The organism is Pseudomonas sp. HTZ2 (assembly GCF_033173945.1).
GTDB classification, from domain to species: domain Bacteria; phylum Pseudomonadota; class Gammaproteobacteria; order Pseudomonadales; family Pseudomonadaceae; genus Aquipseudomonas; species Aquipseudomonas guariconensis.
Genome location: NZ_CP137332.1, coordinates 453,914 through 477,013 on the forward strand (window position 1 = coordinate 453,914; position 23,100 = coordinate 477,013).

The following is a 23,100-nucleotide window of genomic DNA, read 5'->3' on the forward strand; positions in this document are numbered from 1 at the left end:
CGTAGAAACGAGTGATTAGCCGGCGATCTGACCAACGAAGGGGTTCGCGAAGGTGAAGAACAGAGCGATACCAACACCGATCATGGTTACGGCGTCGAGCAGACCGGCAACGATGAACATTTTGACCTGCAGCATCGGAACCATCTCAGGCTGACGAGCAGCGCCTTCCAGGAATTTGCCGCCCAGCAGGCCGAAACCAATGGCGGTACCCAGAGCACCCAGGCCGATCAGCAGAGCAACAGCGATAGCGGTCAGACCAACTACAGTTTCCATCTTTCCTCCCGACTTTTACGTCGTATTGGTTAGGTTTTTAGTTTGAAGCGGTAAAACAAATCGTTTGGTACAGCGGTGCCCTTGCGGACGTTTTCAGCCTTCCCCCCAAACAGGCAGGGAAGGCTATCAGACACGCCAGGCGGTCTTAATGGTTATCTTCGTGAGCCATCGACAGGTAGACGATGGTGAGCATCATGAAGATGAAGGCTTGCAGGGTGATGATCAGGATGTGGAACACAGCCCACGCCCACTGCAGCACCACACCCAGGCCGCTGAGCCAGAGGATGCCGGCGCCGAACATCACGGCGATCAGGATGAACACCAGTTCGCCGGCGTACATGTTGCCGAACAGACGCAGTGCCAGCGAGATCGGTTTGGCGATCAAGGTGACGAATTCCAGCAGGAAGTTCACAGGGATCAGCAGGATCTGAACGAAGATGTTCTTGCTGCCGAACGGGTGCAGGGTCAGCTCACCGATGAAGCCGCCCAGGCCCTTGACCTTGATGCTGTAGAAAATGATGAGGGCGAACACGCAGAAGGCCATGGCCAGGGTCGCGTTCGGGTCGGTGGTCGACACGGCACGGAACGGAATGTGCGGGTCGCCAGAGATCAGGATGGCCAGCTGCGGAATCCAGTCGACCGGTACCAGGTCGATGGCGTTCATCAGGAACACCCAGACGAAGATGGTCAGCGCCAGTGGGGCGATCACCGGGCTACGGCCATGGAAGGAATCCTTCACGCTGCCGTTGACGAAGTCCACCAGCACTTCGACGAAGTTCTGCAGACCGCCAGGCTGGCCGGAAGTCGCCTTCTTGGCTGCCATGCGGAAGATGAACAGGAAGATCAGACCCAGCGCGACGGACCAACCCAGGGTGTCCAGGTGGAACGCCCAGAAGCCCATTGCCTTGGCTTCTGCAGCCGAATGGGCGAAGCCCCAGCTGCCGTCTGGTAGTTGACCGTAGGTCAGGTTCTGCAAGTGGTGCTGGATATAGCCCGAAGCGGTTTCTGCTGCCATGGTTGCCTCAAACGCCCTAAGGTCTCGAAAGTCTTTTATTCATCAGCAGGGGCGCGAACCAGCTGACCAGTAGGGTCAGCAGGAAGACGCCGAATACTGCTAACGGCGCCAATGGCTTCACTCCTGCGAAGGTCAGTGCAAAAAGCACTGCCGTCAAAATCAATTTGCCTGCCTCGCCTGCGTAAAACGACTTGACGATGGCCTGCGCTGCCCTGGCCCCGCTATAGCGAAAAGCCTTCCAGGCGAAATACACATTGGGCAGCCAGCCAATCAGCCCTCCGCAGAGACCTGAATAACCGCTGACCGCTCCTTGCCACTGCCACAACACCAGAGTTGCCAGCAGAAACACGATACATTGAGCCAGCAGTACCGGAAAAACCGCCCAGCGATGGAAAGGCAAGCGGTTTGGCGTGCGGATTTCCATCACAACTGCTCCTCGAAAGTCGACCGTCAAGTCAGCAATGACTTGGCATAATTTGTGCCGACAAAATGCGCGCAGAGTATAGGGGTGGTTTAACCCCTATTCAACTATTCGGTAGTGATTTCCGACTGCGCGCTACAACAGGAAGTGTTTCAGCGAATGTGAGCCAGTACGCCTTGCAACTCATCAAGAGAGTTGTAACGAATTACAAGTTGGCCTTTGCCCTTGTTGCCATGACGTATCTGAACCGCCGAGCCCAGGCGCTCTGCCAGACGCTGTTCAAGGCGCGCGATATCCGGATCAGGTTTGCTCGGCTCGACCGGATCAGATTTGCCATTGAGCCATTGACGCACCAATGCCTCGGTCTGGCGCACGGTAAGGCCACGTGCGACAACATGCCGCGCCCCCTCTTCCTGGCGATTTTCTTCCAGCCCAAGCAATGCACGGGCATGGCCCATCTCCAAGTCGCCGTGGGCCAGCATGGTCTTGATCGCTTCGGGCAGTGAGATCAGGCGCAGCAGGTTGGCCACGGTAACCCGTGACTTGCCCACGGCATCAGCGACCTGTTGCTGGGTCAGCTCAAATTCCTGCTGCAGACGCTGAAGCGCCAGGGCTTCTTCCAGCGGATTGAGATCCTCACGCTGGATGTTCTCGATCAGGGCCATCGCGATGGCGGCGTCGTCCGGCACTTCGCGGACCATGGCCGGAATGGTGTCCAGGCCAGCCTGCTGGGTGGCGCGCCAGCGGCGCTCACCGGCGATGATTTCGTAGCGGTTCTCACCGATCGGGCGGACCACGATCGGTTGCATCACGCCCTGGTTGCGAATCGAGTGCGCCAGTTCTTCGAGCGCTTCGGGGTCCATGTCGCGGCGTGGCTGATACTTGCCACGCTGGATCAGTTCGACCGGCAGGTGTTGCAGTTCCTTCTGGTCCACCTTCACAGCCTGCTCTTCGAGCGCGCCGACGGAAGGACCACTGAGCAGTGCATCCAACCCACGTCCGAGACCCCGTTTCTTAACGGCCATGCGGATTCCTTAAGTTGTCTGTGCAGTGCGTGATTGACGGCGTTGACGGCGCACCAGTTCCCCGGCCAGTGCCAGGTAGGCCAGTGCGCCACGCGATTGCTTGTCGTAGGCCAGGGCCGGCATGCCGAAACTCGGCGCCTCGGCCAGGCGAATGTTGCGAGGAATGACCGTGTCGTACAACTGGTCTCCGAAGTGCTCCTTGAGCTGGGCCGACACATCGTTGTTCAGGCTCAGGCGCGGGTCATACATGGTCCGCAGCAGACCTTCGATCTTCAGCTCCGGGTTCAGGCGGGCGGCGATGCGCTTGATGTTATCCACAAGGTCGCTGAGACCTTCGAGCGCGTAGTACTCGCACTGCATCGGAATGATCACGCCATCGGAGGCGACTAGGGCATTGAGGGTCAGCATCGACAGTGAGGGTGGGCAGTCGATGAGGATGAAATCGTAATTCTCGCGGATCGGCGCCAACGCGTTGCGCAGGCGGCTCTCCTTCATCTGCATTTCCAGCAGCACCACTTCAGCGGCCGTGAGGTCGCGGTTGGCCGGCAGCAGCTGGAAGCCGCCATGCTCGGAGTAGTGCATGGCCTGGGCCAAGTCGCATTCCCCGATCAGCAGGTCATAGACCGAATGCTCCAGGACGTGCTTGTCCACACCACTACCCATGGTGGCGTTGCCCTGTGGATCGAGGTCGATCAGCAGCACGCGACGTTTGGTCGCGGCCAGCGATGCGGCGAGATTGATACAGGTGGTGGTCTTGCCCACACCACCTTTCTGGTTCGCGATTGCGAATACCTTAGCCATTGTTGCGTGTGTTCCCAGTCATGCCTTGCGGCGCAGTATCAGCAGATGGCGCTGGCCCTGGCAACCCGGAACGGTCAGGGCCTGCTCGCTTTCCACTGTGAAGTCTGCGGGCAATGCTACCAGTTCATCGGCCGGATGCAGCCCCTTCATTGCAAGCCATTGCGTCCGGGCGTCGCCCAAGTGGCGTGTCCAGTTGGTGAAGTTCTCCATGCTGCTGAACGCACGAGAGATGATCCCGCAGAACGGCTGCGCCGGTTGGAACTCTTCCACACGGCTGTGGATAACCTGCAGGTTGTCCAGCTTGAGCTCCATCTTCACTTGGGTAAGGAAGCGTGTCTTCTTGCCATTGCTGTCGAGAAGCGTCACTTGCTTGTGCGGATGCAGAATGGCCAACGGAATCCCCGGCATACCGCCGCCACTGCCGACATCCAGCCAACGCTGGGTGTCTTTGTGGATAAACGACATGACGCTCAGGCTGTCGAGCAAATGGCGCGACACCATCTCGTCTGGGTCGCGCACTGCGGTCAGGTTGTACGCTTTGTTCCACTTGATCAACAGGGCCAGGTAACCCAGCAGTTTTTCCTGCTGTTGCGGGCTCAGCTCGACACCGAGCTGGCGCGCGCCTGTGGACAACTCTTCTGCATGTTGCGGGGTGACCAGGGAACTCAAGCGCTTTGCTCCAATTCGCGGCCTGCGCCGCGTTTTTTCAGATGAATCAGCAACAGGGAAATTGCGGCGGGCGTCACGCCCGGAATACGCGAAGCCTGCCCGAGGGTCTCTGGACGCGTCTGGCCGAGCTTGCTCTGGATTTCCTTAGACAGCCCGGAAATCGTGGTGTAGTCGATATCCACAGGCAGACGGGTATCTTCGCTGGCACGCAGGCGGGCGATTTCTTCCTGCTGACGGTCGATATAGCCGGCGTATTTCGTCTTGATCTCGACCTGTTCGGCCACCTGTGGATCGATTTGTTCCCCACCGGTCGCTTCGATCAATCCGGCATAGTCGATTTCAGGACGCGCCAGCAAGTTCAGCAAGTTGTACTCATGGCTCAGCGGTGTGCCGAACTTATCCACAACCGCCTGGCCTTCGGGCGTTCCCGGACGGATCCATGTGGATTTCAGCCGCTGTTCCTCCCGCTCGATGCCTTCACGCTTGGCGCAGAACGCCGCCCAGCGGGCGTCGTCGATCAGCCCGAGCTCGCGGCCCTTCTCTGTCAAGCGCAGATCGGCATTGTCCTCGCGCAGGATCAGCCGGTATTCGGCACGCGAAGTGAACATGCGGTATGGCTCTTGGGTACCGAGGGTAATCAGGTCGTCGACCAGTACACCGATGTAGGCCTCGTCGCGGCGCGGACACCAGCTGTCACGGCCCTGGGCGCGAAGCGCGGCGTTGGTGCCGGCCAGCAGACCTTGGGCCCCGGCCTCTTCGTAGCCGGTGGTGCCATTGATCTGCCCGGCGAAGAACAGCCCGCCAATGACCTTGGTCTCCAGGCTGTACTTGAGGTCGCGCGGGTCGAAATAGTCGTACTCGATGGCGTAGCCCGGGCGAACGATGTGGGCATTTTCCATGCCACGGATCGAGCGGACGATGTCCAGTTGCACATCGAACGGCAGCGAAGTGGAGATGCCGTTGGGGTATAGCTCGTGGGTGGTCAGGCCTTCCGGCTCGATGAACACCTGGTGGCTTTCCTTGTCGGCGAAGCGATGGATCTTGTCTTCGATCGATGGGCAGTACCGCGGTCCTACGCCTTCGATGACGCCCGAGTACATCGGTGAACGGTCGAGGTTCGAGGCGATGATCTCGTGGGTACGGGCATTGGTATGGGTGATCCAGCAACTCACCTGGCGTGGGTGCATGTCGGCATTGCCCATGAACGACATGACTGGAATCGGTGTGTCACCGGGTTGCTCGGTCATCACCGAGAAGTCAACCGAACGCCCGTCGATACGAGGTGGGGTACCGGTTTTCAGACGACCGACGCGCAGCGGCAGTTCACGCAGGCGGTGGGCCAAGGCGATCGCGGGCGGATCGCCTGCACGACCGCCGGAATAGTTCTGCAGACCGATGTGGATAAGTCCACCGAGGAAGGTACCAGTAGTCAGAACCACCGAGTCGGCGAAAAAGCGCAGACCCATCTGGGTAATGACGCCTTTGACCTGGTCCTGCTCGACGATCAGGTCATCACAGGACTGCTGGAATATCCACAGGTTCGGCTGGTTTTCCAGGATCTCGCGGACCACGGCCTTGTAGATAGCGCGGTCAGCCTGGGCACGGGTCGCACGGACGGCGGGGCCTTTGCGGTTGTTCAGGATACGAAACTGGATGCCGCTTTTGTCGGTGGCCAGCGCCATGGCGCCGCCGAGCGCATCGATTTCCTTGACCAGGTGACTCTTGCCAATGCCACCGATAGCCGGGTTGCAGCTCATGTGACCGAGGGTTTCCACGTTATGGGTCAGCAGCAGGGTTTTCACACCCATGCGTGCGGACGCAAGCGCAGCCTCGGTACCGGCATGGCCGCCGCCGATGACGATCACTTCAAAACGGGAAGGGAAATCCACCACGCACCTCGTGCCTGTTTTTGCGAATAGAGAAGGTAAGCGGACAAGTATAGGGACTTCACCCCCTTCAAAGGAACCTTCTGAGCAAAATTTGACCAGGCTGTGGATGAATGGCAGGTAAAAGAAAACAAAGAGGAAAAATTTAAAAAAGCTTTGTTTTTATGTTTATTCTTATGCACCCAGCCCCCTGTGGATAAACTTATGCAGCCCAGTATCCATGCACTCTTGGTGGATTCAAAACCCTGTGTTTGAAGAGGCATGAGGGTTCTGGATAACAGCGTTTAACCTGTGGATTAAAGTGCCAATTACCCACAGGGCGGTTTGTCCTCAACAAAAATAGCTGGTTATCAATGGTGCTGAAGGCGACTTTTCCACAGAGCTTATCCGCTCTGCTTCGCATCTGTTGATGATTTTTTCCGCGATCGGGCTGCCCGCCGGGTCTTTCCACAGGCAAAAAAAAGCCGCTCCCGGTGGAGCGGCTCTGTGTAAAACCTCGGCCCGACGCTATTTGCCGATACAGAAGCTCGAGAAGATACGTCCCAGCAGGTCGTCGGAACTGAAGGCCCCGGTGATCTCGCCCAGTGCTTGCTGTGCCTGTCGCAGGTCTTCGGCCAGTAATTCTCCGGCGCCGGCCAAGGTCAGTTGAGCGCGACCATGCTCCAGATGCGACTCGGCTTGGCGCAGGGCTTCCAGATGACGCCGTCGGGCGCTGAAACTGCTTTCGGCAGTCTGCTCGTAGCCCATGCAAGCCTTGAGATGATCGCGTAACAACTCCAGCCCACCGTCTTCACCCTTGGCGCTGAGGGTGATGGTCACGTGGCCATCTTCACACTGCTCCATGCCGACTGACTCACCACTGAGGTCGGCCTTGTTTCGTATCAGTGTGACCTTGGCTGGGTCTGGCCGCTTGTCGAGAAATTCTGGCCACAGGGCGAACGGATCGCTTGCTTCCGGCGCTGTGGAATCCACTACCAAGAGCACCCGATCCGCTTCATTGATGGCCTTCAGGGCACGTTCGACGCCGATCTTTTCCACATGATCGTCGGTGTCGCGCAGGCCAGCGGTGTCCACTACGTGCAGCGGCATGCCATCGATGTGGATATGTTCACGCAGGATATCCCGCGTGGTCCCGGCGATGTCCGTGACGATAGCGGCTTCCCGACCAGCCAGGCGATTGAGCAGGCTGGACTTTCCGGCATTCGGACGACCAGCGATGACGACGGTCATGCCGTCGCGCAGCAAAGCGCCCTGCCCGGCTTCACGCTGGACTGTGGACAACTCGCTGCGCACGTTATCGAGCATCGACAGTACATGGCCATCGGCTAGAAAATCGATCTCCTCTTCAGGGAAGTCGATCGCCGCCTCGACGTAGATGCGCAATGCGATCAACGCTTCGGTCAGATCGTGCACCCGCTTGGAGAAAGCGCCCTGCAGTGAGCGAAGGGCGTTTCGCGCTGCCTGGGTGGAGCTCGCCTCGATCAGGTCGGCGATCGCTTCAGCCTGGGCGAGGTCGAGTTTGTCGTTGAGAAACGCCCGTTCGCTGAATTCACCTGGGCGTGCAAGGCGGCAGCCCAACTGCAGACAACGCTGCAGGAGCATGTCCATCACCACCGGACCACCATGACCTTGCAGCTCCAGGACATCTTCGCCGGTAAATGAGTTCGGCCCCGGGAAGAACAAGGCGATGCCTTCATCCAACACCAGGCCATCGTTGTCACGGAACGGGCCATAGTGGGCATGGCGTGGCGTCAGGATTCGGCCGGTGATGGCCTGCCCTGCCTGGCTGGCCAGTGGACCGGACAACCTGACGATGCCAACGCCTCCGCGCCCCTGGGCGGTTGCAATGGCGGCGATGGTTTCACGCACAGTGTTCATGCTCGAAAACCTCTACGGAAAATACACAGATAGCAAAAACGCCCCACGAGGGGGCGTTTTTATTCACAGCCGTCAGCCGTTGGTCAAGCAGCAGCTTTTTTGGTTGCGGCTTCGATGCTACGGGTGATGTACCACTGCTGTGCGATGGACAGGCAGTTGTTCACAACCCAGTACAGCACCAGACCGGCTGGGAACCACAGGAAGAAGAAGGTGAAGATGATCGGCATCAGCTTCATGACCTTCGCTTGCATCGGATCCGGCGGAGTCGGGTTCAGACGCTGCTGGATGAACATGGTGGCGCCCATGATGATCGGCAGGATGAAGAACGGATCCTTGATCGACAGGTCGGTAATCCACAGCATCCATGGGGCCTGGCGCATCTCGACACTTTCCAGCAGTACCCAATACAGCGCCAGGAACACCGGCATCTGGACCAGGATCGGCAAGCAGCCACCCAGTGGGTTGATCTTCTCTTTCTTGTACAGCTCCATCATCGCCTGGGACATCTTCTGGCGATCATCACCGAAGCGTTCCTTGAGCTGGGCCAGTTTCGGCGCAACGGCGCGCATACGCGCCATCGAGCGATAGCTGGCGGCGGAAAGTGGGAAGAACAGACCTTTGATGAGCATGGTCAGGACGATGATCGACCAGCCCCAGTTACCCAGCAGGCTGTGGATATGTTGCAGCAGCCAGAAGATCGGCTGGGCAATGAACCACAGGAAGCCATAGTCGACCGTCAGTTCCAGCCCTGGGGACAGTTCCTTGAGCTTGGACTGGATCTTGGGACCGGCATACAGCATGGCGCTGGTTTCAGCCTTGGCGCCAGCTGGGATGTTCAGAGCGGGACCGGTGTAACCGATGATGTAGTTGCCCTGGCTGTCCTTGCGGGTCTGGACGACGTTGTTGTCCGATTTATTCGGGATCCAGGCGGTCACGAAGTAGTGCTGCAGCCAGGCAACCCAGCCACCGGACACATTTTCTTTCAAACTGCCCTTGTCGATGTCCTTCATCGACACTTTCTTGTACGGCTCCGAAGCTGTCCACAGGGCTGCGCCCAGATAGGTGGCGGTGCCGGTAGCAGTGCTCGACGACGGATCGGAACTGGCGTCACGCTTGAGTTGGGCAAACAGGTTGCCGTTCCAGGCTTGGCCGCTCTGGTTATCGATCAGGTAGCTGACGGTCAGGTCGTACTCACCGCGCTTGAAGCTGAAGCGCTTGATGTAGTTGACGCCGTTTTCGCTGAACTTCAGGTCCACCACCAGTTGGTCCTGGCCATCAGCCAGCTGGTAGCTCTTGCTGTCGGAAGCGTACAGCGGGCGGCCGGTGGAACGGGCGTCCGGACCGTTGCTGCCCGTCAGGCCACTCTGGGCCAGGTAGACGCGCTCGCCACCGTTGTCGAACAGCTGGAACGGAATGTCCGGATGATCCTGGCGACGCGGGTACTTCGGCAGAGTCAACTGGACGATATCACCGCCGACCGGGTCGATAGCCAGGTCCAGGACATCAGTCTTGATCCGGATCAGGTCCTTGCTGACAGCGACAGGTGCCAGCTCCGCTGGGGTCGCTTCAGCATTGGTGCTCGGCACATCGGCGCTGGCGCCGTTATTGCCGGCCGGAACGGTGTCCGGCAGCGCCGGGGCAACATTGCTGGCAGCAGTATTCTGAGTCGGCAAGGCAGCCTGACCGTAGTCTTGGTTCCATTTCAGGACCATGACGTAGGACACGATTGCCAGGGCGACGATCAGGATCGTGCGTTTAATATCCATGATTACTCGGCTATCGAAGAAGTTCGGGAGGAAGGAGCGGGCGGAACGGGATCGAAACCACCGTCGTTCCACGGATGACAACGCCCCAGGCGACGAACGGCCAGCCACCCACCACGCAAGAGGCCATGGTTTTCAATGGCTTCATAAGCGTAACAGGAGCAACTGGGGTAGAAACGACAGTGACTGGCCATCAGTGGACTAATGGCATAACGGTAAAACTGGATCGGAACGAGTGCCAGTTTACGCATCGTGACTGTCTACCCCTGCGGAATCGGCATTAGCCGCTGGAGAGGGCCGACTGCGAACCAGTCGCTTCCAGAGCTTGCCAAAGTGTTGGTGCAATTCTGGGTTTTCAATCTCGCCCAATCCCTTGCGCGCGACGATCACGATGTCCAACCCGGCGAGCAGCTGCTGGTTCAGACGGAACGAATCGCGCATCAAGCGCTTGAGACGATTGCGTTGAACGGCGAGCTTGACGCTCTTCTTGCCGATCACCAAGCCGAGGCGTGGATGATCGAGGCCGTTCTCGCGAGCAAGGATCAGCAGGTTTTTCCCTGGAACCTTGCCGGTTGGGGAGTCGAAGACCGCTTTGAAGTGCCGGGGTGTAAGCAGTCGCTTATCCCGACTGAAGTCCTGACTCACCACCTGTGCCGAAAAATCAAATTGCCAGACGCTTACGGCCTTTGGCACGACGACGCGACAGAACAGCGCGGCCGTTCTTGGTAGCCATACGGGCACGGAAGCCGTGGGTGCGCGCGCGCTTGATGGTGCTTGGTTGGAAAGTACGTTTCATGGCGTGTTACCTGGGTTTGTCGACAACGGGCCGGAATGGCCCCCTTTTTAAGAGACCGGCGATTCTAGAGAAAGCAAGCCCATAGGTCAATTTCCAACCAGCTTTTGCCTATAGAAGGTACGGAGGGGTCGAAGGCCGTCAGGTGGCTTGATCCGGACGTGGGCGAGAGGACAACATGAAAAAAAAGAAGGACATATAAAAAGCTTTTCTGAAGAACTTATAGATCTTTAGTGGATAACGATCTGTGGATAACCTACCCCAGGCCTTTATCCGCGTGCGTTTCAGGAAATCATAACCTTGTCGGTAAGCGGTGCCTTCGCTGTGCTGATGACACGCACAACCTGTGGAGCGAACAGCTTGTTATCCACAGCTGAGTTATCAACAGGTCTGAGGGTGGGGTTGTGCATAGTGCTCAGGGCTGGTTATCCACAGAGCTTATTCACAGCGCAGGTAAGGCGTTTAGGAAGTTTTTTGGCCGATTTGTCCCTGTGCAAGTCGGTGTCACATGTGGATAACTGGTCTACCTCCCGGTACAATGGCGGTTTGTTTTTGCCTCATCCGGCTTTCAACTCAGGGGATATCCGTGTCAGTGGAACTTTGGCAGCAGTGCGTGGAGCTTCTGCGCGATGAACTGCCTGCCCAGCAATTCAACACCTGGATCCGTCCGCTACAGGTCGAAGCCGAAGGCGACGAGTTGCGCGTCTATGCGCCCAACCGTTTCGTTCTCGATTGGGTCAACGAAAAGTACCTGGGCCGTCTGCTCGAGCTGTTGGGCGAGCGTGGCAATGGCATTGCGCCTGCCCTTTCCTTATTAATAGGTAGCCGTCGCAGTTCCGCTCCGCGTGCTGCACCCAATGCGCCTGTCAGTGCCGCGGTCGCTGCGTCAATGGCCCAGCAGACCCAAGTCCAGCAAGCCGCACAGGTCGTGCAGCCGAGCGAGCCGGTCGTTGAACCTGCACTTGAGCTGGCACCTGCGCTCGAGATCGAAGAGCCGTCTTCGCGCGACAGTTTCGACGTGATGGGCGAGCCTGCTTCTGCGCCGGCCACCAGCACACGCACCGAGCAACGCACGGTCCAGGTCGAAGGCGCGCTCAAGCACACCAGCTACCTCAACCGTACCTTCACCTTCGAAACCTTCGTCGAGGGTAAGTCCAACCAATTGGCTCGCGCTGCGGCCTGGCAGGTGGCCGACAACCCTAAGCATGGTTACAACCCGCTGTTCCTTTATGGTGGTGTGGGCCTGGGTAAAACCCACCTCATGCACGCTGTGGGTAACCATCTGCTGAAAAAGAACCCGAATGCCAAGGTGGTGTACCTGCATTCCGAGCGTTTCGTCGCCGACATGGTCAAGGCGCTGCAGCTCAATGCGATCAACGAGTTCAAGCGCTTCTATCGCTCAGTCGACGCATTGCTGATCGACGATATCCAGTTCTTCGCCCGTAAGGAGCGTTCCCAGGAAGAGTTTTTCCACACCTTCAACGCCTTGCTCGAGGGCGGTCAGCAGGTGATTCTCACCAGTGACCGTTACCCGAAGGAAATCGAAGGCCTGGAGGAGCGCCTCAAATCGCGGTTCGGTTGGGGCCTGACGGTCGCCGTGGAGCCGCCGGAGCTCGAAACCCGCGTGGCGATTCTTATGAAGAAGGCCGACCAGGCGAAGGTCGAGCTGCCCCACGATGCAGCGTTCTTCATCGCCCAGCGCATACGCTCCAACGTGCGTGAGCTGGAAGGTGCTTTGAAACGGGTGATCGCCCACTCCCACTTCATGGGCCGGGATATCACCATCGAGCTGATTCGCGAGTCGCTCAAGGATCTGCTGGCTCTGCAAGACAAGCTTGTGAGTGTGGATAACATCCAGCGCACCGTGGCCGAGTACTACAAGATCAAGATCGCCGATCTGTTGTCCAAACGACGTTCGCGTTCGGTTGCACGCCCGCGTCAGGTTGCCATGGCGTTGTCCAAAGAACTGACCAACCACAGTTTGCCGGAGATCGGCGACATGTTTGGCGGTCGGGACCACACCACCGTGCTGCACGCCTGCCGCAAGATCAACGAACTGAAAGAATCCGATGCGGATATCCGCGAGGACTACAAGAACCTGCTGCGTACGCTGACGACCTGATGAACGTCGGTGCAGCTAATTGAAGGCAAGGGACTAGACCATGCATTTCACCATTCAACGCGAAGCCCTGTTGAAACCCCTGCAACTGGTCGCAGGCGTCGTCGAGCGCCGCCAGACCTTGCCGGTCCTGTCCAATGTGCTGTTGGTCGTGCAAGGCCAGCAACTGTCGTTGACCGGTACCGACCTGGAAGTCGAGCTGGTTGGCCGTGTGCAACTGGAAGAGCCGGCCGAGCCGGGCGAGATCACTGTCCCAGCGCGCAAGCTGATGGATATCTGCAAGAGCTTGCCGAGCGACGCTCTGATCGATATCAAGGTCGACGAGCAGAAGTTGCTGGTCAAGGCCGGGCGCAGCCGTTTTACCCTCTCGACGCTGCCGGCCAATGACTTCCCGACCGTCGAGGAAGGTCCTGGCTCGCTGACTTGCAACCTGGAACAGAGCAAGCTGCGTCGCTTGATCGAGCGCACCAGCTTCGCCATGGCTCAGCAGGACGTGCGTTACTACCTCAACGGCATGCTGTTGGAAGTGTCGACCGATACCCTCCGAGCGGTTGCCACTGACGGTCACCGTCTGGCGCTGTGCTCCATGCAAGCCGCCATTGGCCAGGCCGAACGCCACCAAGTCATCGTGCCACGCAAGGGTATTCTCGAGCTGTCGCGTCTGCTCACCGATCCGGAAGGCATGGTCAGCATCGTTCTAGGTCAGCACCATATTCGTGCGACCACCGGTGAGTTCACCTTTACTTCCAAGCTGGTAGACGGCAAGTTCCCGGACTATGAGCGTGTGCTGCCAAAAGGTGGTGACAAGCTGGTGATCGGCGATCGCCAGGCCCTGCGAGAAGCCTTCAGCCGTACTGCCATCCTTTCCAACGAGAAATACCGTGGCATTCGTCTGCAACTGGCTTCGGGCCAATTGAAGATCCAGGCGAATAACCCGGAGCAGGAAGAGGCTGAGGAAGAAATCAGCGTCGATTACAACGGCAGCTCGCTTGAGATCGGGTTCAACGTCAGCTATCTGCTCGACGTGTTGGGCGTGATGACCACGGAGCAGGTTCGCCTGATTCTGTCCGACTCCAATAGCAGCGCCCTGCTTCAGGAAGCCGGCAACGATGACTCTTCTTACGTCGTCATGCCGATGCGTCTGTAACCTGTAGCAGGCCAAATGTCACTTCGACGTATCATGGTCACCGCGGTGCGCAACTTGCACCCGGTGACCCTCTCTCCCTCCCCCCGCATCAACATCCTTTACGGCGCCAACGGCAGCGGCAAGACCAGCGTGCTCGAAGCTGTGCATCTGTTGGGGCTCGCCCGTTCCTTTCGCAGTACACGTCTGAACCCGGTCATTCAATACGAGCAGCCTACCTGCACCGTATTTGGAGAGGTTCAGCTTGTCGAAGGCGGAACGAGCAATCTGGGAATATCGCGGGATCGTCAGGGCGATTTCACTATCCGTATCGATGGGCAGAATGCGCGTAGTACAGCTCAACTCGCTGAACTACTGCCGTTGCAGCTCATCAACCCGGACAGCTTCCGCCTGCTCGAGGGTGCCCCGAAAGTGCGTCGGCAGTTTCTGGATTGGGGAGTGTTCCACGTGGAACCTCGATTCATGACTGCCTGGCAGCGCCTGCAGAAGGCGCTGCGGCAGCGGAACTCATGGTTGCGTCATGGTACACTTGACGCTGCTTCGCAAGCCGCCTGGGACCGGGAGTTATGCCTGGCCAGTGCGGAGATAGATGAATACCGTCGCAATTACATCAAGGCCTTGAAGCCTGTCTTCGAGCGAACCCTGAGTGAACTGGTTGAGCTGGACGGGTTAACCCTGAGCTACTACCGAGGCTGGGACAAGGACCGGGAACTCAACGAAGTACTCGCCTCCTCTCTTCTTCGCGATCAGCAAATCGGGCACACCCAGGCGGGGCCGCAGCGTGCTGATTTGCGTCTGCGATTGGGCGCAAACAATGCCGCCGACATTTTGTCCCGAGGTCAGCAGAAACTGGTGGTCTGCGCCTTGCGGATTGCCCAGGGCCACCTCGTCAGCCAAGCACGCCGCGGTCATTGTATTTATCTCGTGGATGACTTGCCGTCCGAACTGGATGAGCAGCATCGTCTCGCGCTATGTCGCTTGCTTGAAGAATTACACTGCCAGGTTTTTATCACCTGTGTAGATCACGAATTACTGAGGGAAGGCTGGCAGACGGAAACGCCAGTTGCTTTGTTCCACGTGGAACAAGGCCGTATCACCCAGACCCACGACCATCGGGAGTGAAGGCATGAGCGAAAATCAAACGTACGACTCCTCCAGCATCAAGGTGCTGAAAGGACTGGATGCCGTGCGCAAACGCCCCGGCATGTACATTGGCGACACCGATGATGGCAGCGGCCTGCACCACATGGTCTTCGAGGTGGTCGACAACTCGATCGACGAAGCCCTCGCGGGTCATTGCGACGACATCACTGTCATCATTCACCCGGACGAATCCATTAGTGTTCGCGACAACGGTCGCGGCATTCCTGTCGACGTGCACAAAGAAGAAGGTGTCTCGGCAGCTGAGGTCATCATGACCGTCCTCCATGCGGGCGGTAAGTTCGACGACAACTCCTATAAGGTTTCGGGCGGCCTGCACGGTGTAGGTGTTTCCGTTGTGAACGCCCTGTCCGAGAAGCTGGTACTGACCGTTCGCCGTAGTGGCAAGATCTGGGAACAGACGTACGTTCACGGTGTTCCACAGGCCCCGATGGCAGTGGTCGGTGAGAGTGAAACTACCGGTACACATATTCACTTCAAGCCTTCGGCCGAAACCTTCAAGAACATCCACTTCAGCTGGGACATCCTTGCCAAGCGTATTCGCGAACTGTCGTTCCTGAACTCGGGCGTCGGCATCCTGCTCAAGGATGAACGTACCGGCAAGGAAGAGTTCTTCAAGTATGAAGGTGGCCTGCGCGCGTTCGTCGAATACCTGAACACCAACAAGACCCCGGTCAACTCCCAGGTGTTCCACTTCAATGTTCAACGTGACGACGGTGTGGGTGTCGAAGTCGCCCTTCAGTGGAACGACAGCTTCAACGAAAACCTGCTGTGCTTCACCAACAACATTCCGCAGCGCGACGGTGGTACCCACCTGGTCGGTTTCCGCTCCTCGCTCACCCGTAGCTTGAACAACTACATCGAACAGGAAGGTCTGGCCAAGAAGAACAAGGTCGCGACTACTGGCGACGATGCCCGTGAAGGTCTGACCGCGATCATCTCGGTCAAGGTGCCGGATCCGAAGTTCAGCTCGCAGACCAAGGACAAGCTGGTTTCCTCGGAGGTGAAGACCGCCGTGGAACAGGAGATGAACAAGTACTTTGCCGATTTCCTGTTGGAAAACCCCAACGAAGCCAAGGCGGTGGTCGGCAAGATGATCGATGCTGCCCGCGCCCGTGAAGCAGCGCGCAAGGCACGTGAGATGACCCGCCGCAAAGGTGCATTGGACATCGCAGGCCTGCCAGGCAAACTCGCTGATTGCCAGGAAAAGGACCCTGCCCTTTCCGAACTGTACCTGGTGGAGGGTGACTCCGCGGGTGGCTCGGCCAAGCAAGGTCGTAACCGTCGCACCCAGGCGATCCTGCCGCTCAAGGGTAAGATCCTCAACGTCGAGAAAGCGCGTTTCGACAAGATGATCTCCTCCCAGGAAGTGGGCACCTTGATCACTGCCCTGGGCTGCGGTATTGGCCGTGAAGAGTACAACATCGACAAGCTGCGTTATCACAACATCATCATCATGACCGATGCTGACGTGGACGGTTCGCACATCCGTACCCTGCTGCTGACCTTCTTCTTCCGCCAACTGCCAGAGCTGGTCGAGCGCGGCTACATCTATATCGCCCAGCCACCGCTGTACAAGGTGAAGAAAGGCAAGCAAGAGCAGTACATCAAGGACGACGACGCCATGGAGGAGTACATGACGCAGTCGGCCCTGGAAGATGCCAGCCTGCACCTGGACGAATCGGCGCCAGCGGTTTCCGGCGTTCAGCTTGAAAGCCTGGTGAACGAATTCCGTTCCGTGATGAAAACGCTCAAGCGTCTTTCGCGTCTGTATCCTGAAGAGCTTACCGAGCACTTCATCTACCTGCCGGAAGTCACCCTGGAGCAACTGGCCAACCAAGCTGTTATGCAGACCTGGCTGGCGCAGTTCCAGGAGCGTCTGAGCAACAGCCAGAAGTCCGGCCTCACCTACCAGGCCAGCCTGCGCGAAGACAAGGAACGCAACCTCTGGCTGCCGGAAGTGGAAATCACCTCCCACGGGTTGGCCAGCTACGTCACCTTCAATCGTGACTTCTTCGGCAGCAACGACTACCGGACTGTAGTCGCCATTGGCGCCAAGCTCAGCACCCTCCTCGGCGAAGGTGCCTACGTGCAGCGGGGCGAGCGTCGCAAGGCGGTCACTGAGTTCAAGGAAGCCCTGGATTGGCTGATGAACGAAACCGCCAAGCGTCACACCATCCAGCGATACAAAGGTCTGGGTGAGATGAACCCGGATCAGCTGTGGGAGACCACTATGGACCCAACCGTACGCCGGATGCTGAAGGTAACCATCGAAGACGCGATCGCTGCCGACCAGCTGTTCAACACCTTGATGGGTGATGCAGTCGAGCCGCGCCGTGACTTCATCGAAAGCAACGCCTTGTCGGTATCGAACCTGGACTTCTGATCAGGTCCACCGCATAAACAAAAAGCCCCGGCATTGCCGGGGCTTTTTGTTTATGGGCTCGTAGAACCTACAGCCCCAATTCACGCAAGCGTCGATACAACGTCCGCTCACTCATGCCCAAATGACGGGCCAGTTCACTGCGTGACCCGCGAAAGTTTTCCAAGGCCTGGGCCAAGTCGCCCAGCTCATTGCGACTGCGACGACGTAAACCCTGAGCTGCCGTCGGGCCGATGTCCTCCGGTAGGTGCTCAGGTCGAATCAGGCCTTCATCGGCAAACAGGCGTGCCCGCTCGAGGATGTTGCGTAATTCGCGGATGTTCCCCGGGAATGGGTGCATGCTCAGCCGTTGGAGGGCTTCGGGTAGCAACTTCGGTGATTGCTTACCCATGCGCTGCAGCAGGCTCTCGGCCAGTAATGGCAGGTCTTCCACGCGCTCTCTCAGGGCGGGCAAACGGATGGGGAAGCCGCTGATGCGATAGTAAAGGTCTTCGCGGAAGGTACCGGCGGCGGCCATTTCCTTTAGAGGCTTGTGGGTCGCCGAGACCAGGCGAAAATCGGAGTGGACCGTACGGGTGCTGCCCACGGGCCGGAAGCTGCCGGACTCGATCAGGCGCAGCAGCTTCACCTGCATTGCCAGGGGGACTTCGCCAATCTCATCGAGAAACAGGGTGCCACCATGGGCTGCTTCGGCCAGGCCGATCTTGCGTTGGGTGGCACCGGTGAAGGCGCCCTTCTCGTACCCGAACAACTCGCTTTCGAACAGCGATTCGGTGAGGCCCGTACAATCGACCACTACCAAGGGGCCATTGGCCCGAGGGCTGCCCAGATGCAAGGCACGGGCGAACAGCTCCTTGCCAGTACCGGACTCGCCTTGCAGCAACACCGGGATCTGCGCTGGCGCTGCCCGCTGCAGGCTCGCCAGGGCTGTCTTGAATGCTGCTGATCGACCTACCAGCCCTTGCTCCTGAGGTTGCGCCGAGGCAAGCGTCACGCTGGTGAGCCGTTCGACGAAGGCCACCACCCCGCCCTGTTCATCCAGGATCGGTCGAAGTTCTACGTCCACATGCTCAGGCCCGCGAGGCGTGTGATGGATGTGCAAAACCCGCTCCGGCACCTTGCTGTCCCACGCCTTGCGCAAGGGGCAATGCTCGCCCGCCTGGTCACATGGCACCGCATAGTGGTGGGAAACCCGGTGGCATTTCTCTCCCACGGGGGCGTGATCATCCTTGCCGAACTGACGGCGATAGGCCGCATTGGCCGCGAGGATGTTGTAGTCGGTGTCCAGAATGATGCTGGGCAGCACATCGTGTTCCAGGTAAGACACCAGGGCGAGGATGGCGGGATGCTGGGCTGACACACTAAACGCGGACATGACGGTGACCGGTGGCAAGTACCCGGCGAGGTTAACAGGGACTGCCAAACACTGCCATTGGCTGACAGTCGACTGCCAAGGGGGCTGACAGGCATGGCAGATCCTGGTGGTTCAGAGGGAACCCTGGCTCGCGTCATCCGTGCTCCGGATGCAATGGGTTCACCGTGAATTCCCTGTTTTTACTGGCCTTCCCGACACCACCGCGTCTGCGTAACAGCCAGCGCTGCCCACTGCGCCTGACTGGCATGCATCTTGATAAACCTCCAAATACTGCCTACGCCTCTAGAAGGCGCGGTGGATAAATCTGGAGACGTGCAATGATCATCGGTAGCAACCTTCATGTGGAAGCCTTGTACGACAAGGTGACCTCTACCATCAGTTACCTCGTTCTGGACCGAAGCTCCGGCCAGTGCGCGCTGATCGACAGCGTATTGGATTACGATCCCAAATCGGGCCGTACCAGCACCGAATCGGCCGATGCCTTGATCGCCCGGGTACAGGCGTTGGGTGCCCAGGTCCAATGGATCTTGGAAACCCATGTCCACGCCGACCACCTCTCCGCAGCGGCCTATCTGAAGGAAAAGCTGGGCGGACATGTAGCGATCGGCGCCCTCATCACCCAAGTGCAAAAGACCTTCGGCGAACTGTTCAATGAAGCGCCAGGCTTTGCCCGGGATGGCAGCCAGTTCGATGTACTGCTCGAAGACGAGGAGATCTTCCTGATCGGCAACCTGCGTGCCCGTGCCCTGCATACGCCAGGGCATACACCGGCGTGCATGAGCTACGTGGTGGAGGACAGTGGCGAGATGGCGGTGTTTGTAGGGGACACGCTGTTCATGCCGGACTACGGCACCGCGCGCTGTGATTTCCCCGGCGCCGATGCGCGCACGCTGTATCGCTCGATCCGCCGCCTGCTGGCCTTCCCTGACACGACTCAGCTGTTCATGTGCCACGACTACCTGCCAGGTGGTCGGGAGATGCGCTTCGTCACGACCGTTGCCGAACAGCGCGCCAGCAACATCCACATCCACCAAGGTATCAGCGAGGACGACTTCGTGGCCATGCGCGAAGCCCGTGACGCCACCCTCGAGATGCCCGTGCTGATCCTGCCCTCGGTGCAGGTCAACATGCGCAGCGGCCAGTTCCCCGAGCCTGAGGACAATGGCGTGAGCTATCTGAAGATTCCGCTGAACGTGCTCTGAACACATAACGACTATTCCAAGGAAACACCGCCATGCCTGCCTTGCAGTCCCCTGCCGACTCTTCATGCGCTGACCATCACAAGGTGGTCATTGTCGGAGCCGGCGCCGCCGGTATCGCTACCGCCTCCAGCCTGATCAGCCGCGACCCATCCCTGGACATCGCCGTGATCGATCCGGCCGATGTGCATTACTACCAGCCTGGCTGGACCATGGTCGGCGCGGGCGTGTTCGATGCCCCGAGCACAGCCCGGACCATGGCCTCGACCATTCCGCGTGGCGTACGCTGGATCAAGGCGCGGGTCGAGCGCTTCGATCCCCAGGCGCAACTGGTCATGCTCGAGGACGGTCGCGCCGTCAGCTACGAGCAATTGGTGGTTTGCCCGGGCCTCAAGCTCGACTGGAACGCCATCGAAGGTCTAAGCGACACCTTGGGCCGCAACGGCGTCACCTCCAACTACCGCTATGACCTGGCACCCTACACCTGGCAGTTGGTGCAGAACCTGAAAAAAGGCAGTGCCCTCTTCACCCAGCCGCCAATGCCAATCAAGTGCGCCGGTGCGCCCCAGAAAGCGTTGTACCTGTCCTGTGACCATTGGTTGCGCCAAGGCCACCTGGGCGCGATCAAGGTCCGTTTCTTCAATGCCGGCGCGGTGCTGTTCGGCGTGCCTGACTATGTTCCGGCCCTGATGGCTTACATCGACAAGTACGCTGTGGACCTCAACTACAGCCATCGCCTGGTGGCGGTGGATGGCCCGAACAAGCGTGCGACTTTCGTGCGCACATTGCCCGATGGCAGCAGCGAGACCCGCGTCGAGGGCTTCGAGATGCTGCATGTAGTGCCTCCACAAGTTGCGCCGGACTTCATTCGCCAGAGCCCGCTGGTCGATGCTGCCGGCTGGGTCGATGTGGACCCTGCCACGCTGCGTCACCGCCAGTTCGCCAACATCCATGCGCTGGGAGATGTCACCAACACCAGCAATGCCAAGACCGCCGCTGCGGCGCGCAAGCAAGCGCCGGTGGTGGCTAACAATGTGCTAGTTGCGCTGGGGCGCCTGCCCACCCTCGCCCAATACGATGGGTATGGTTCTTGCCCGCTTACCGTCGAGCGCGGGAAGATCGTGCTTGCCGAGTTCACCTACGGCGGCAAGGTGGCGCCGAGCTTTCCGCGTTGGTTGCTCGATGGTCGCCAGCCCACTCGCCTGGCCTGGCTGCTCAAGGCGCAGATACTCCCGCCGTTGTACTGGAAAGGCATGCTCAAAGGTCGTGAATGGTTGGCGCGACCTCAACCGCTGGTGGCTGAGGTCGGGCAGTGATCGAACATCAACTGATCGGAGCTGGGCTCGGCGCGATCATTGGGGCCGTGCTGGCACTCACTGGTGCCGGTGGGGGCATCCTTGCCGTACCCCTGTTGGTGTTCGGTCTCGGTTTGTCGATGGTCGAAGCGGCGCCCATCGGCTTGCTCGCCGTGGGGTTGGCAGCCGGGGTCGGCGCCGTGCTGGGTTTGCGCAAGGGGGTGGTGCGCTACCGTGCGGCGTTGTTCATCGCGGCCCTCGGGGTCATCGCGGCACCGCTCGGCCTGATGCTGGCGCACCGTCTGCCCAATACGCCATTGGCGTTGGTGTTCGCTGGCGTGTTGGTCTATGCCTGCCAGCGCATTTGGCGCAAAGCCGGCCGTGAACTGCGCGGCGAACCGGCCTGCGGTGAGCGCCAGATCATGCCTTGCGTGCTCAACCCGTTGCAGGGGCGCTTACGCTGGACCCTGCCTTGTGCTCGCGCGCTGGCGTTTACCGGTGTGCTGTCTGGGCTGCTGTCCGGCCTGCTGGGCGTCGGTGGCGGCTTCGTCATCATTCCGGCCCTGAACCGCTACACCAACCTGGACATGAAGAGCATCGTAGCCACTTCCCTGGCGGTGATCGCCCTGGTATCCACAGGCAGCGTGGTCAGCGCCAGCCTGGCCGGTGTCATGCACTGGGCAGTGGGCGCGCCGTTTGCTGTCGGGGCTGTGTTGGGTCTGCTGCTGGCCCGGCCCCTGGCGAGTAAGCTGGCCGGGCCACGCCTGCAGCAGTTATTTGCCGTGACGGGGATCGGCGCTGCATTGCTGTTGGCGGGCAAGGCGCTACTCGGCTAGCAGTTCGTCCTGCTCCGCGTTGCACAAGGCCAGCAGGTAGTCCCAGACCACCCGCAGGCGCACCGACTTGTGTAGCTCCCGTCGGGTGCAGATCCAGTAGCTGCGCTGGATGGTTTCACTGGGCAGCACCCGCACCAGCGAGGGGTCATGGCGGGCCATGTAATTGGGCAGCACGGCAATGCCCAGCCCGGCGCGTGCGGCATGCTGCTGGGCGATCACGCTGGTGCTTCGGAACACCACGTTGGGCGCCCGGCAGAAACTGTTGAGAAACAGCAGCTCTTGGCTGAACAGCAGATCGTCGACATAGCCGATCCAGCTATGCCGGGCCAGGTCCTCACGGTTGCGCAGCGGCGGCGCCCGATCCAGGTACGCCTGGCTGGCGTACAGCGCCAGGCGGTAGTCGGTGAGTTTGCGAGTGATCAGCAGGTCTGCGCTGGGTCGCTCCAGGTGGATGCTGATCTCTGCTTCCCGGTTGAGGATGCTGACGAACCGCGGCACCGCCACCAGTTCCACTTCCAGCCCCGGGTAGCGCTCGAACAGGGCGTTCATACGTGGGGTGAAGAACATGATGCCGATGCCCTCGGTGACCCCCAGTCGGATCTTGCCCAATGGCGTGATGGCCTGGGTGATCTCTTCCTGAGCGAGCAAGGCCACATTCTCCATGGCTTCGGCATGCTTGAGCAGAGCCTGTCCGGACGGCGTGAGTTCATAACCCTGAGCGTGCTGGACGAACAGCGCAGTACCCAGGCTCTGCTCGATGCTCTCGATATGCCGAGCCACGGTGCTGTGGGTGGTGTTGAGGCGTTTGGCGGCGCTGAGCAAACGGCCGCTGCGCTGCAACTCGAGGAAAAACCGCAGATCGTTCCAGTCGAACATGCTGATCCTTTTGGCTGTTCGCGCTGGCCCTTTCGCGGGTAAACCCGCTCCGACAGGTTCTCCGCCGATCCTGAGTTCGGCGATAACCTATGGGAGCGGGTTTACCCGCGAAGGGGCCGGCTCAGGTATAGCGCTGTGCTAAAACGCACAGCGGCTGCGCGAAATCTCGTGTTTCGTCCTCGAAATTA

Annotated in this window: 21 protein-coding genes; 7 read left to right on the top strand and 14 right to left on the bottom strand. The window is 59.3% G+C overall.

Annotated features, from left to right (window positions below):
* Positions 1 to 15: 15 nt before the first annotated feature.
* The 12 genes from atpE to rpmH all read right to left on the bottom strand — a co-directional run bounded on the left by atpE (position 16) and on the right by rpmH (position 10,527).
* Entirely contained in the window at positions 16 to 273 is a 258-nt protein-coding gene (atpE, locus tag R6G97_RS02105; RefSeq protein WP_003097235.1) for a F0F1 ATP synthase subunit C, read from the bottom strand.
* A gap of 145 nt (positions 274 to 418) precedes the next feature.
* Complete coding sequence (gene atpB, locus R6G97_RS02110) at positions 419 to 1,288, bottom strand: F0F1 ATP synthase subunit A (protein ID WP_023383137.1); 870 nt, start codon at positions 1,286 to 1,288, stop codon at positions 419 to 421.
* Positions 1,289 to 1,304: 16 nt separating this feature from the next.
* Positions 1,305 to 1,712 (bottom strand): F0F1 ATP synthase subunit I, encoded by a 408-nt coding sequence (locus R6G97_RS02115; protein WP_043214193.1) that lies wholly within the window; start codon positions 1,710 to 1,712, stop codon positions 1,305 to 1,307.
* Between the two features lie 149 nt (positions 1,713 to 1,861).
* Complete coding sequence (locus tag R6G97_RS02120; RefSeq protein WP_043214196.1) at positions 1,862 to 2,734, bottom strand: ParB/RepB/Spo0J family partition protein; 873 nt, start codon at positions 2,732 to 2,734, stop codon at positions 1,862 to 1,864.
* Positions 2,735 to 2,743: 9 nt separating this feature from the next.
* On the bottom strand, positions 2,744 to 3,535 hold the full coding sequence (locus tag R6G97_RS02125; protein ID WP_043214197.1) for a ParA family protein: 792 nt from the start codon (positions 3,533 to 3,535) through the stop codon (positions 2,744 to 2,746).
* Positions 3,536 to 3,553: 18 nt separating this feature from the next.
* Complete coding sequence (rsmG, locus tag R6G97_RS02130; RefSeq protein WP_043214199.1) at positions 3,554 to 4,204, bottom strand: 16S rRNA (guanine(527)-N(7))-methyltransferase RsmG; 651 nt, start codon at positions 4,202 to 4,204, stop codon at positions 3,554 to 3,556.
* A complete protein-coding gene (gene mnmG, locus R6G97_RS02135) occupies positions 4,201 to 6,093 on the bottom strand; it encodes a tRNA uridine-5-carboxymethylaminomethyl(34) synthesis enzyme MnmG (protein WP_043214202.1) in 1,893 nt (630 codons plus the stop codon). The genes rsmG and mnmG overlap by 4 nt, the downstream gene beginning before the upstream one ends.
* Positions 6,094 to 6,597: 504 nt before the next feature.
* Complete coding sequence (gene mnmE, locus R6G97_RS02140) at positions 6,598 to 7,968, bottom strand: tRNA uridine-5-carboxymethylaminomethyl(34) synthesis GTPase MnmE (protein WP_070574402.1); 1,371 nt, start codon at positions 7,966 to 7,968, stop codon at positions 6,598 to 6,600.
* 83 nt (positions 7,969 to 8,051) lie between these two features.
* Entirely contained in the window at positions 8,052 to 9,734 is a 1,683-nt protein-coding gene (yidC, locus tag R6G97_RS02145; protein WP_102081171.1) for a membrane protein insertase YidC, read from the bottom strand.
* Positions 9,735 to 9,736: 2 nt separating this feature from the next.
* Positions 9,737 to 9,982, bottom strand: a complete 246-nt coding sequence (gene yidD / locus R6G97_RS02150; RefSeq protein ID WP_011536514.1) for a membrane protein insertion efficiency factor YidD — start codon at positions 9,980 to 9,982, stop codon at positions 9,737 to 9,739.
* Entirely contained in the window at positions 9,975 to 10,379 is a 405-nt protein-coding gene (rnpA, locus tag R6G97_RS02155) for a ribonuclease P protein component (protein ID WP_070574400.1), read from the bottom strand. The genes yidD and rnpA overlap by 8 nt, the downstream gene beginning before the upstream one ends.
* A 13-nt stretch (positions 10,380 to 10,392) precedes the next feature.
* A complete protein-coding gene (gene rpmH / locus R6G97_RS02160) occupies positions 10,393 to 10,527 on the bottom strand; it encodes a 50S ribosomal protein L34 (protein ID WP_003253163.1) in 135 nt (44 codons plus the stop codon).
* A 583-nt stretch (positions 10,528 to 11,110) separates the two neighbouring features.
* Here rpmH and dnaA point away from each other — a divergent pair.
* Genes dnaA through gyrB form a run of 4 tightly spaced genes read left to right on the top strand, consistent with a single transcriptional unit; the run spans position 11,111 to position 17,334 of the window.
* A complete protein-coding gene (gene dnaA / locus R6G97_RS02165; RefSeq protein ID WP_043214207.1) occupies positions 11,111 to 12,646 on the top strand; it encodes a chromosomal replication initiator protein DnaA in 1,536 nt (511 codons plus the stop codon).
* Between the two features lie 40 nt (positions 12,647 to 12,686).
* A complete protein-coding gene (gene dnaN, locus R6G97_RS02170; protein WP_317847741.1) occupies positions 12,687 to 13,790 on the top strand; it encodes a DNA polymerase III subunit beta in 1,104 nt (367 codons plus the stop codon).
* A gap of 15 nt (positions 13,791 to 13,805) precedes the next feature.
* A complete protein-coding gene (recF, locus tag R6G97_RS02175) occupies positions 13,806 to 14,909 on the top strand; it encodes a DNA replication/repair protein RecF (RefSeq protein WP_043214211.1) in 1,104 nt (367 codons plus the stop codon).
* Between the two features lie 4 nt (positions 14,910 to 14,913).
* The gene (gene gyrB, locus R6G97_RS02180) at positions 14,914 to 17,334 is read left to right on the top strand and encodes a DNA topoisomerase (ATP-hydrolyzing) subunit B (RefSeq protein ID WP_043214213.1); all 2,421 of its coding nucleotides are present in this window, start codon (positions 14,914 to 14,916) and stop codon (positions 17,332 to 17,334) included.
* Between the two features lie 67 nt (positions 17,335 to 17,401).
* Here the strand turns inward: gyrB and R6G97_RS02185 are convergent, their stop codons facing one another.
* Positions 17,402 to 18,706 carry a sigma-54 interaction domain-containing protein gene (locus tag R6G97_RS02185; protein ID WP_232092061.1) on the bottom strand — a complete coding sequence of 435 codons (1,305 nt, stop codon included), beginning with the start codon at positions 18,704 to 18,706 and terminating at the stop codon, positions 17,402 to 17,404.
* Between the two features lie 317 nt (positions 18,707 to 19,023).
* Here R6G97_RS02185 and R6G97_RS02190 point away from each other — a divergent pair, with 317 nt between their 5' ends.
* Genes R6G97_RS02190 through R6G97_RS02200 form a run of 3 tightly spaced genes read left to right on the top strand, consistent with a single transcriptional unit; the run spans position 19,024 to position 22,036 of the window.
* Positions 19,024 to 19,908, top strand: a complete 885-nt coding sequence (locus R6G97_RS02190) for an MBL fold metallo-hydrolase (protein ID WP_090344134.1) — start codon at positions 19,024 to 19,026, stop codon at positions 19,906 to 19,908.
* Positions 19,909 to 19,940: 32 nt separating this feature from the next.
* A complete protein-coding gene (locus tag R6G97_RS02195; RefSeq protein WP_317847742.1) occupies positions 19,941 to 21,221 on the top strand; it encodes an NAD(P)/FAD-dependent oxidoreductase in 1,281 nt (426 codons plus the stop codon).
* A complete protein-coding gene (locus R6G97_RS02200) occupies positions 21,218 to 22,036 on the top strand; it encodes a sulfite exporter TauE/SafE family protein (protein WP_102082094.1) in 819 nt (272 codons plus the stop codon). Before R6G97_RS02195 ends, R6G97_RS02200 begins: the two co-directional genes overlap by 4 nt.
* Here the strand turns inward: R6G97_RS02200 and R6G97_RS02205 are convergent.
* Positions 22,025 to 22,912, bottom strand: coding sequence for a LysR family transcriptional regulator (locus R6G97_RS02205; protein WP_070575617.1), 888 nt, complete (start codon positions 22,910 to 22,912; stop codon positions 22,025 to 22,027). The genes R6G97_RS02200 and R6G97_RS02205 overlap by 12 nt on opposite strands.
* Positions 22,913 to 23,100 lie beyond the last annotated feature (188 nt).

What these genes read in the sequence shown, in the direction of transcription:
- atpE (WP_003097235.1), bottom strand. Translation starts at nt 273, where the DNA reads ATGGAAACTGTAGTTGGTCTGACCGCTATCGCTGTTGCTCTGCTGATC.
- atpB (WP_023383137.1), bottom strand. Translation starts at nt 1,288, where the DNA reads ATGGCAGCAGAAACCGCTTCGGGCTATATCCAGCACCACTTGCAGAAC.
- R6G97_RS02115 (WP_043214193.1), bottom strand. Translation starts at nt 1,712, where the DNA reads ATGGAAATCCGCACGCCAAACCGCTTGCCTTTCCATCGCTGGGCGGTT.
- R6G97_RS02120 (WP_043214196.1), bottom strand. Translation starts at nt 2,734, where the DNA reads ATGGCCGTTAAGAAACGGGGTCTCGGACGTGGGTTGGATGCACTGCTC.
- R6G97_RS02125 (WP_043214197.1), bottom strand. Translation starts at nt 3,535, where the DNA reads ATGGCTAAGGTATTCGCAATCGCGAACCAGAAAGGTGGTGTGGGCAAG.
- mnmE (WP_070574402.1), bottom strand. Translation starts at nt 7,968, where the DNA reads ATGAACACTGTGCGTGAAACCATCGCCGCCATTGCAACCGCCCAGGGG.
- yidC (WP_102081171.1), bottom strand. Translation starts at nt 9,734, where the DNA reads ATGGATATTAAACGCACGATCCTGATCGTCGCCCTGGCAATCGTGTCC.
- yidD (WP_011536514.1), bottom strand. Translation starts at nt 9,982, where the DNA reads ATGCGTAAACTGGCACTCGTTCCGATCCAGTTTTACCGTTATGCCATT.
- rpmH (WP_003253163.1), bottom strand. Translation starts at nt 10,527, where the DNA reads ATGAAACGTACTTTCCAACCAAGCACCATCAAGCGCGCGCGCACCCAC.
- dnaN (WP_317847741.1), top strand. Translation starts at nt 12,687, where the DNA reads ATGCATTTCACCATTCAACGCGAAGCCCTGTTGAAACCCCTGCAACTG.
- recF (WP_043214211.1), top strand. Translation starts at nt 13,806, where the DNA reads ATGTCACTTCGACGTATCATGGTCACCGCGGTGCGCAACTTGCACCCG.
- gyrB (WP_043214213.1), top strand. Translation starts at nt 14,914, where the DNA reads ATGAGCGAAAATCAAACGTACGACTCCTCCAGCATCAAGGTGCTGAAA.
- R6G97_RS02185 (WP_232092061.1), bottom strand. Translation starts at nt 18,706, where the DNA reads ATGTCCGCGTTTAGTGTGTCAGCCCAGCATCCCGCCATCCTCGCCCTG.
- R6G97_RS02190 (WP_090344134.1), top strand. Translation starts at nt 19,024, where the DNA reads ATGATCATCGGTAGCAACCTTCATGTGGAAGCCTTGTACGACAAGGTG.
- R6G97_RS02195 (WP_317847742.1), top strand. Translation starts at nt 19,941, where the DNA reads ATGCCTGCCTTGCAGTCCCCTGCCGACTCTTCATGCGCTGACCATCAC.
- R6G97_RS02205 (WP_070575617.1), bottom strand. Translation starts at nt 22,912, where the DNA reads ATGTTCGACTGGAACGATCTGCGGTTTTTCCTCGAGTTGCAGCGCAGC.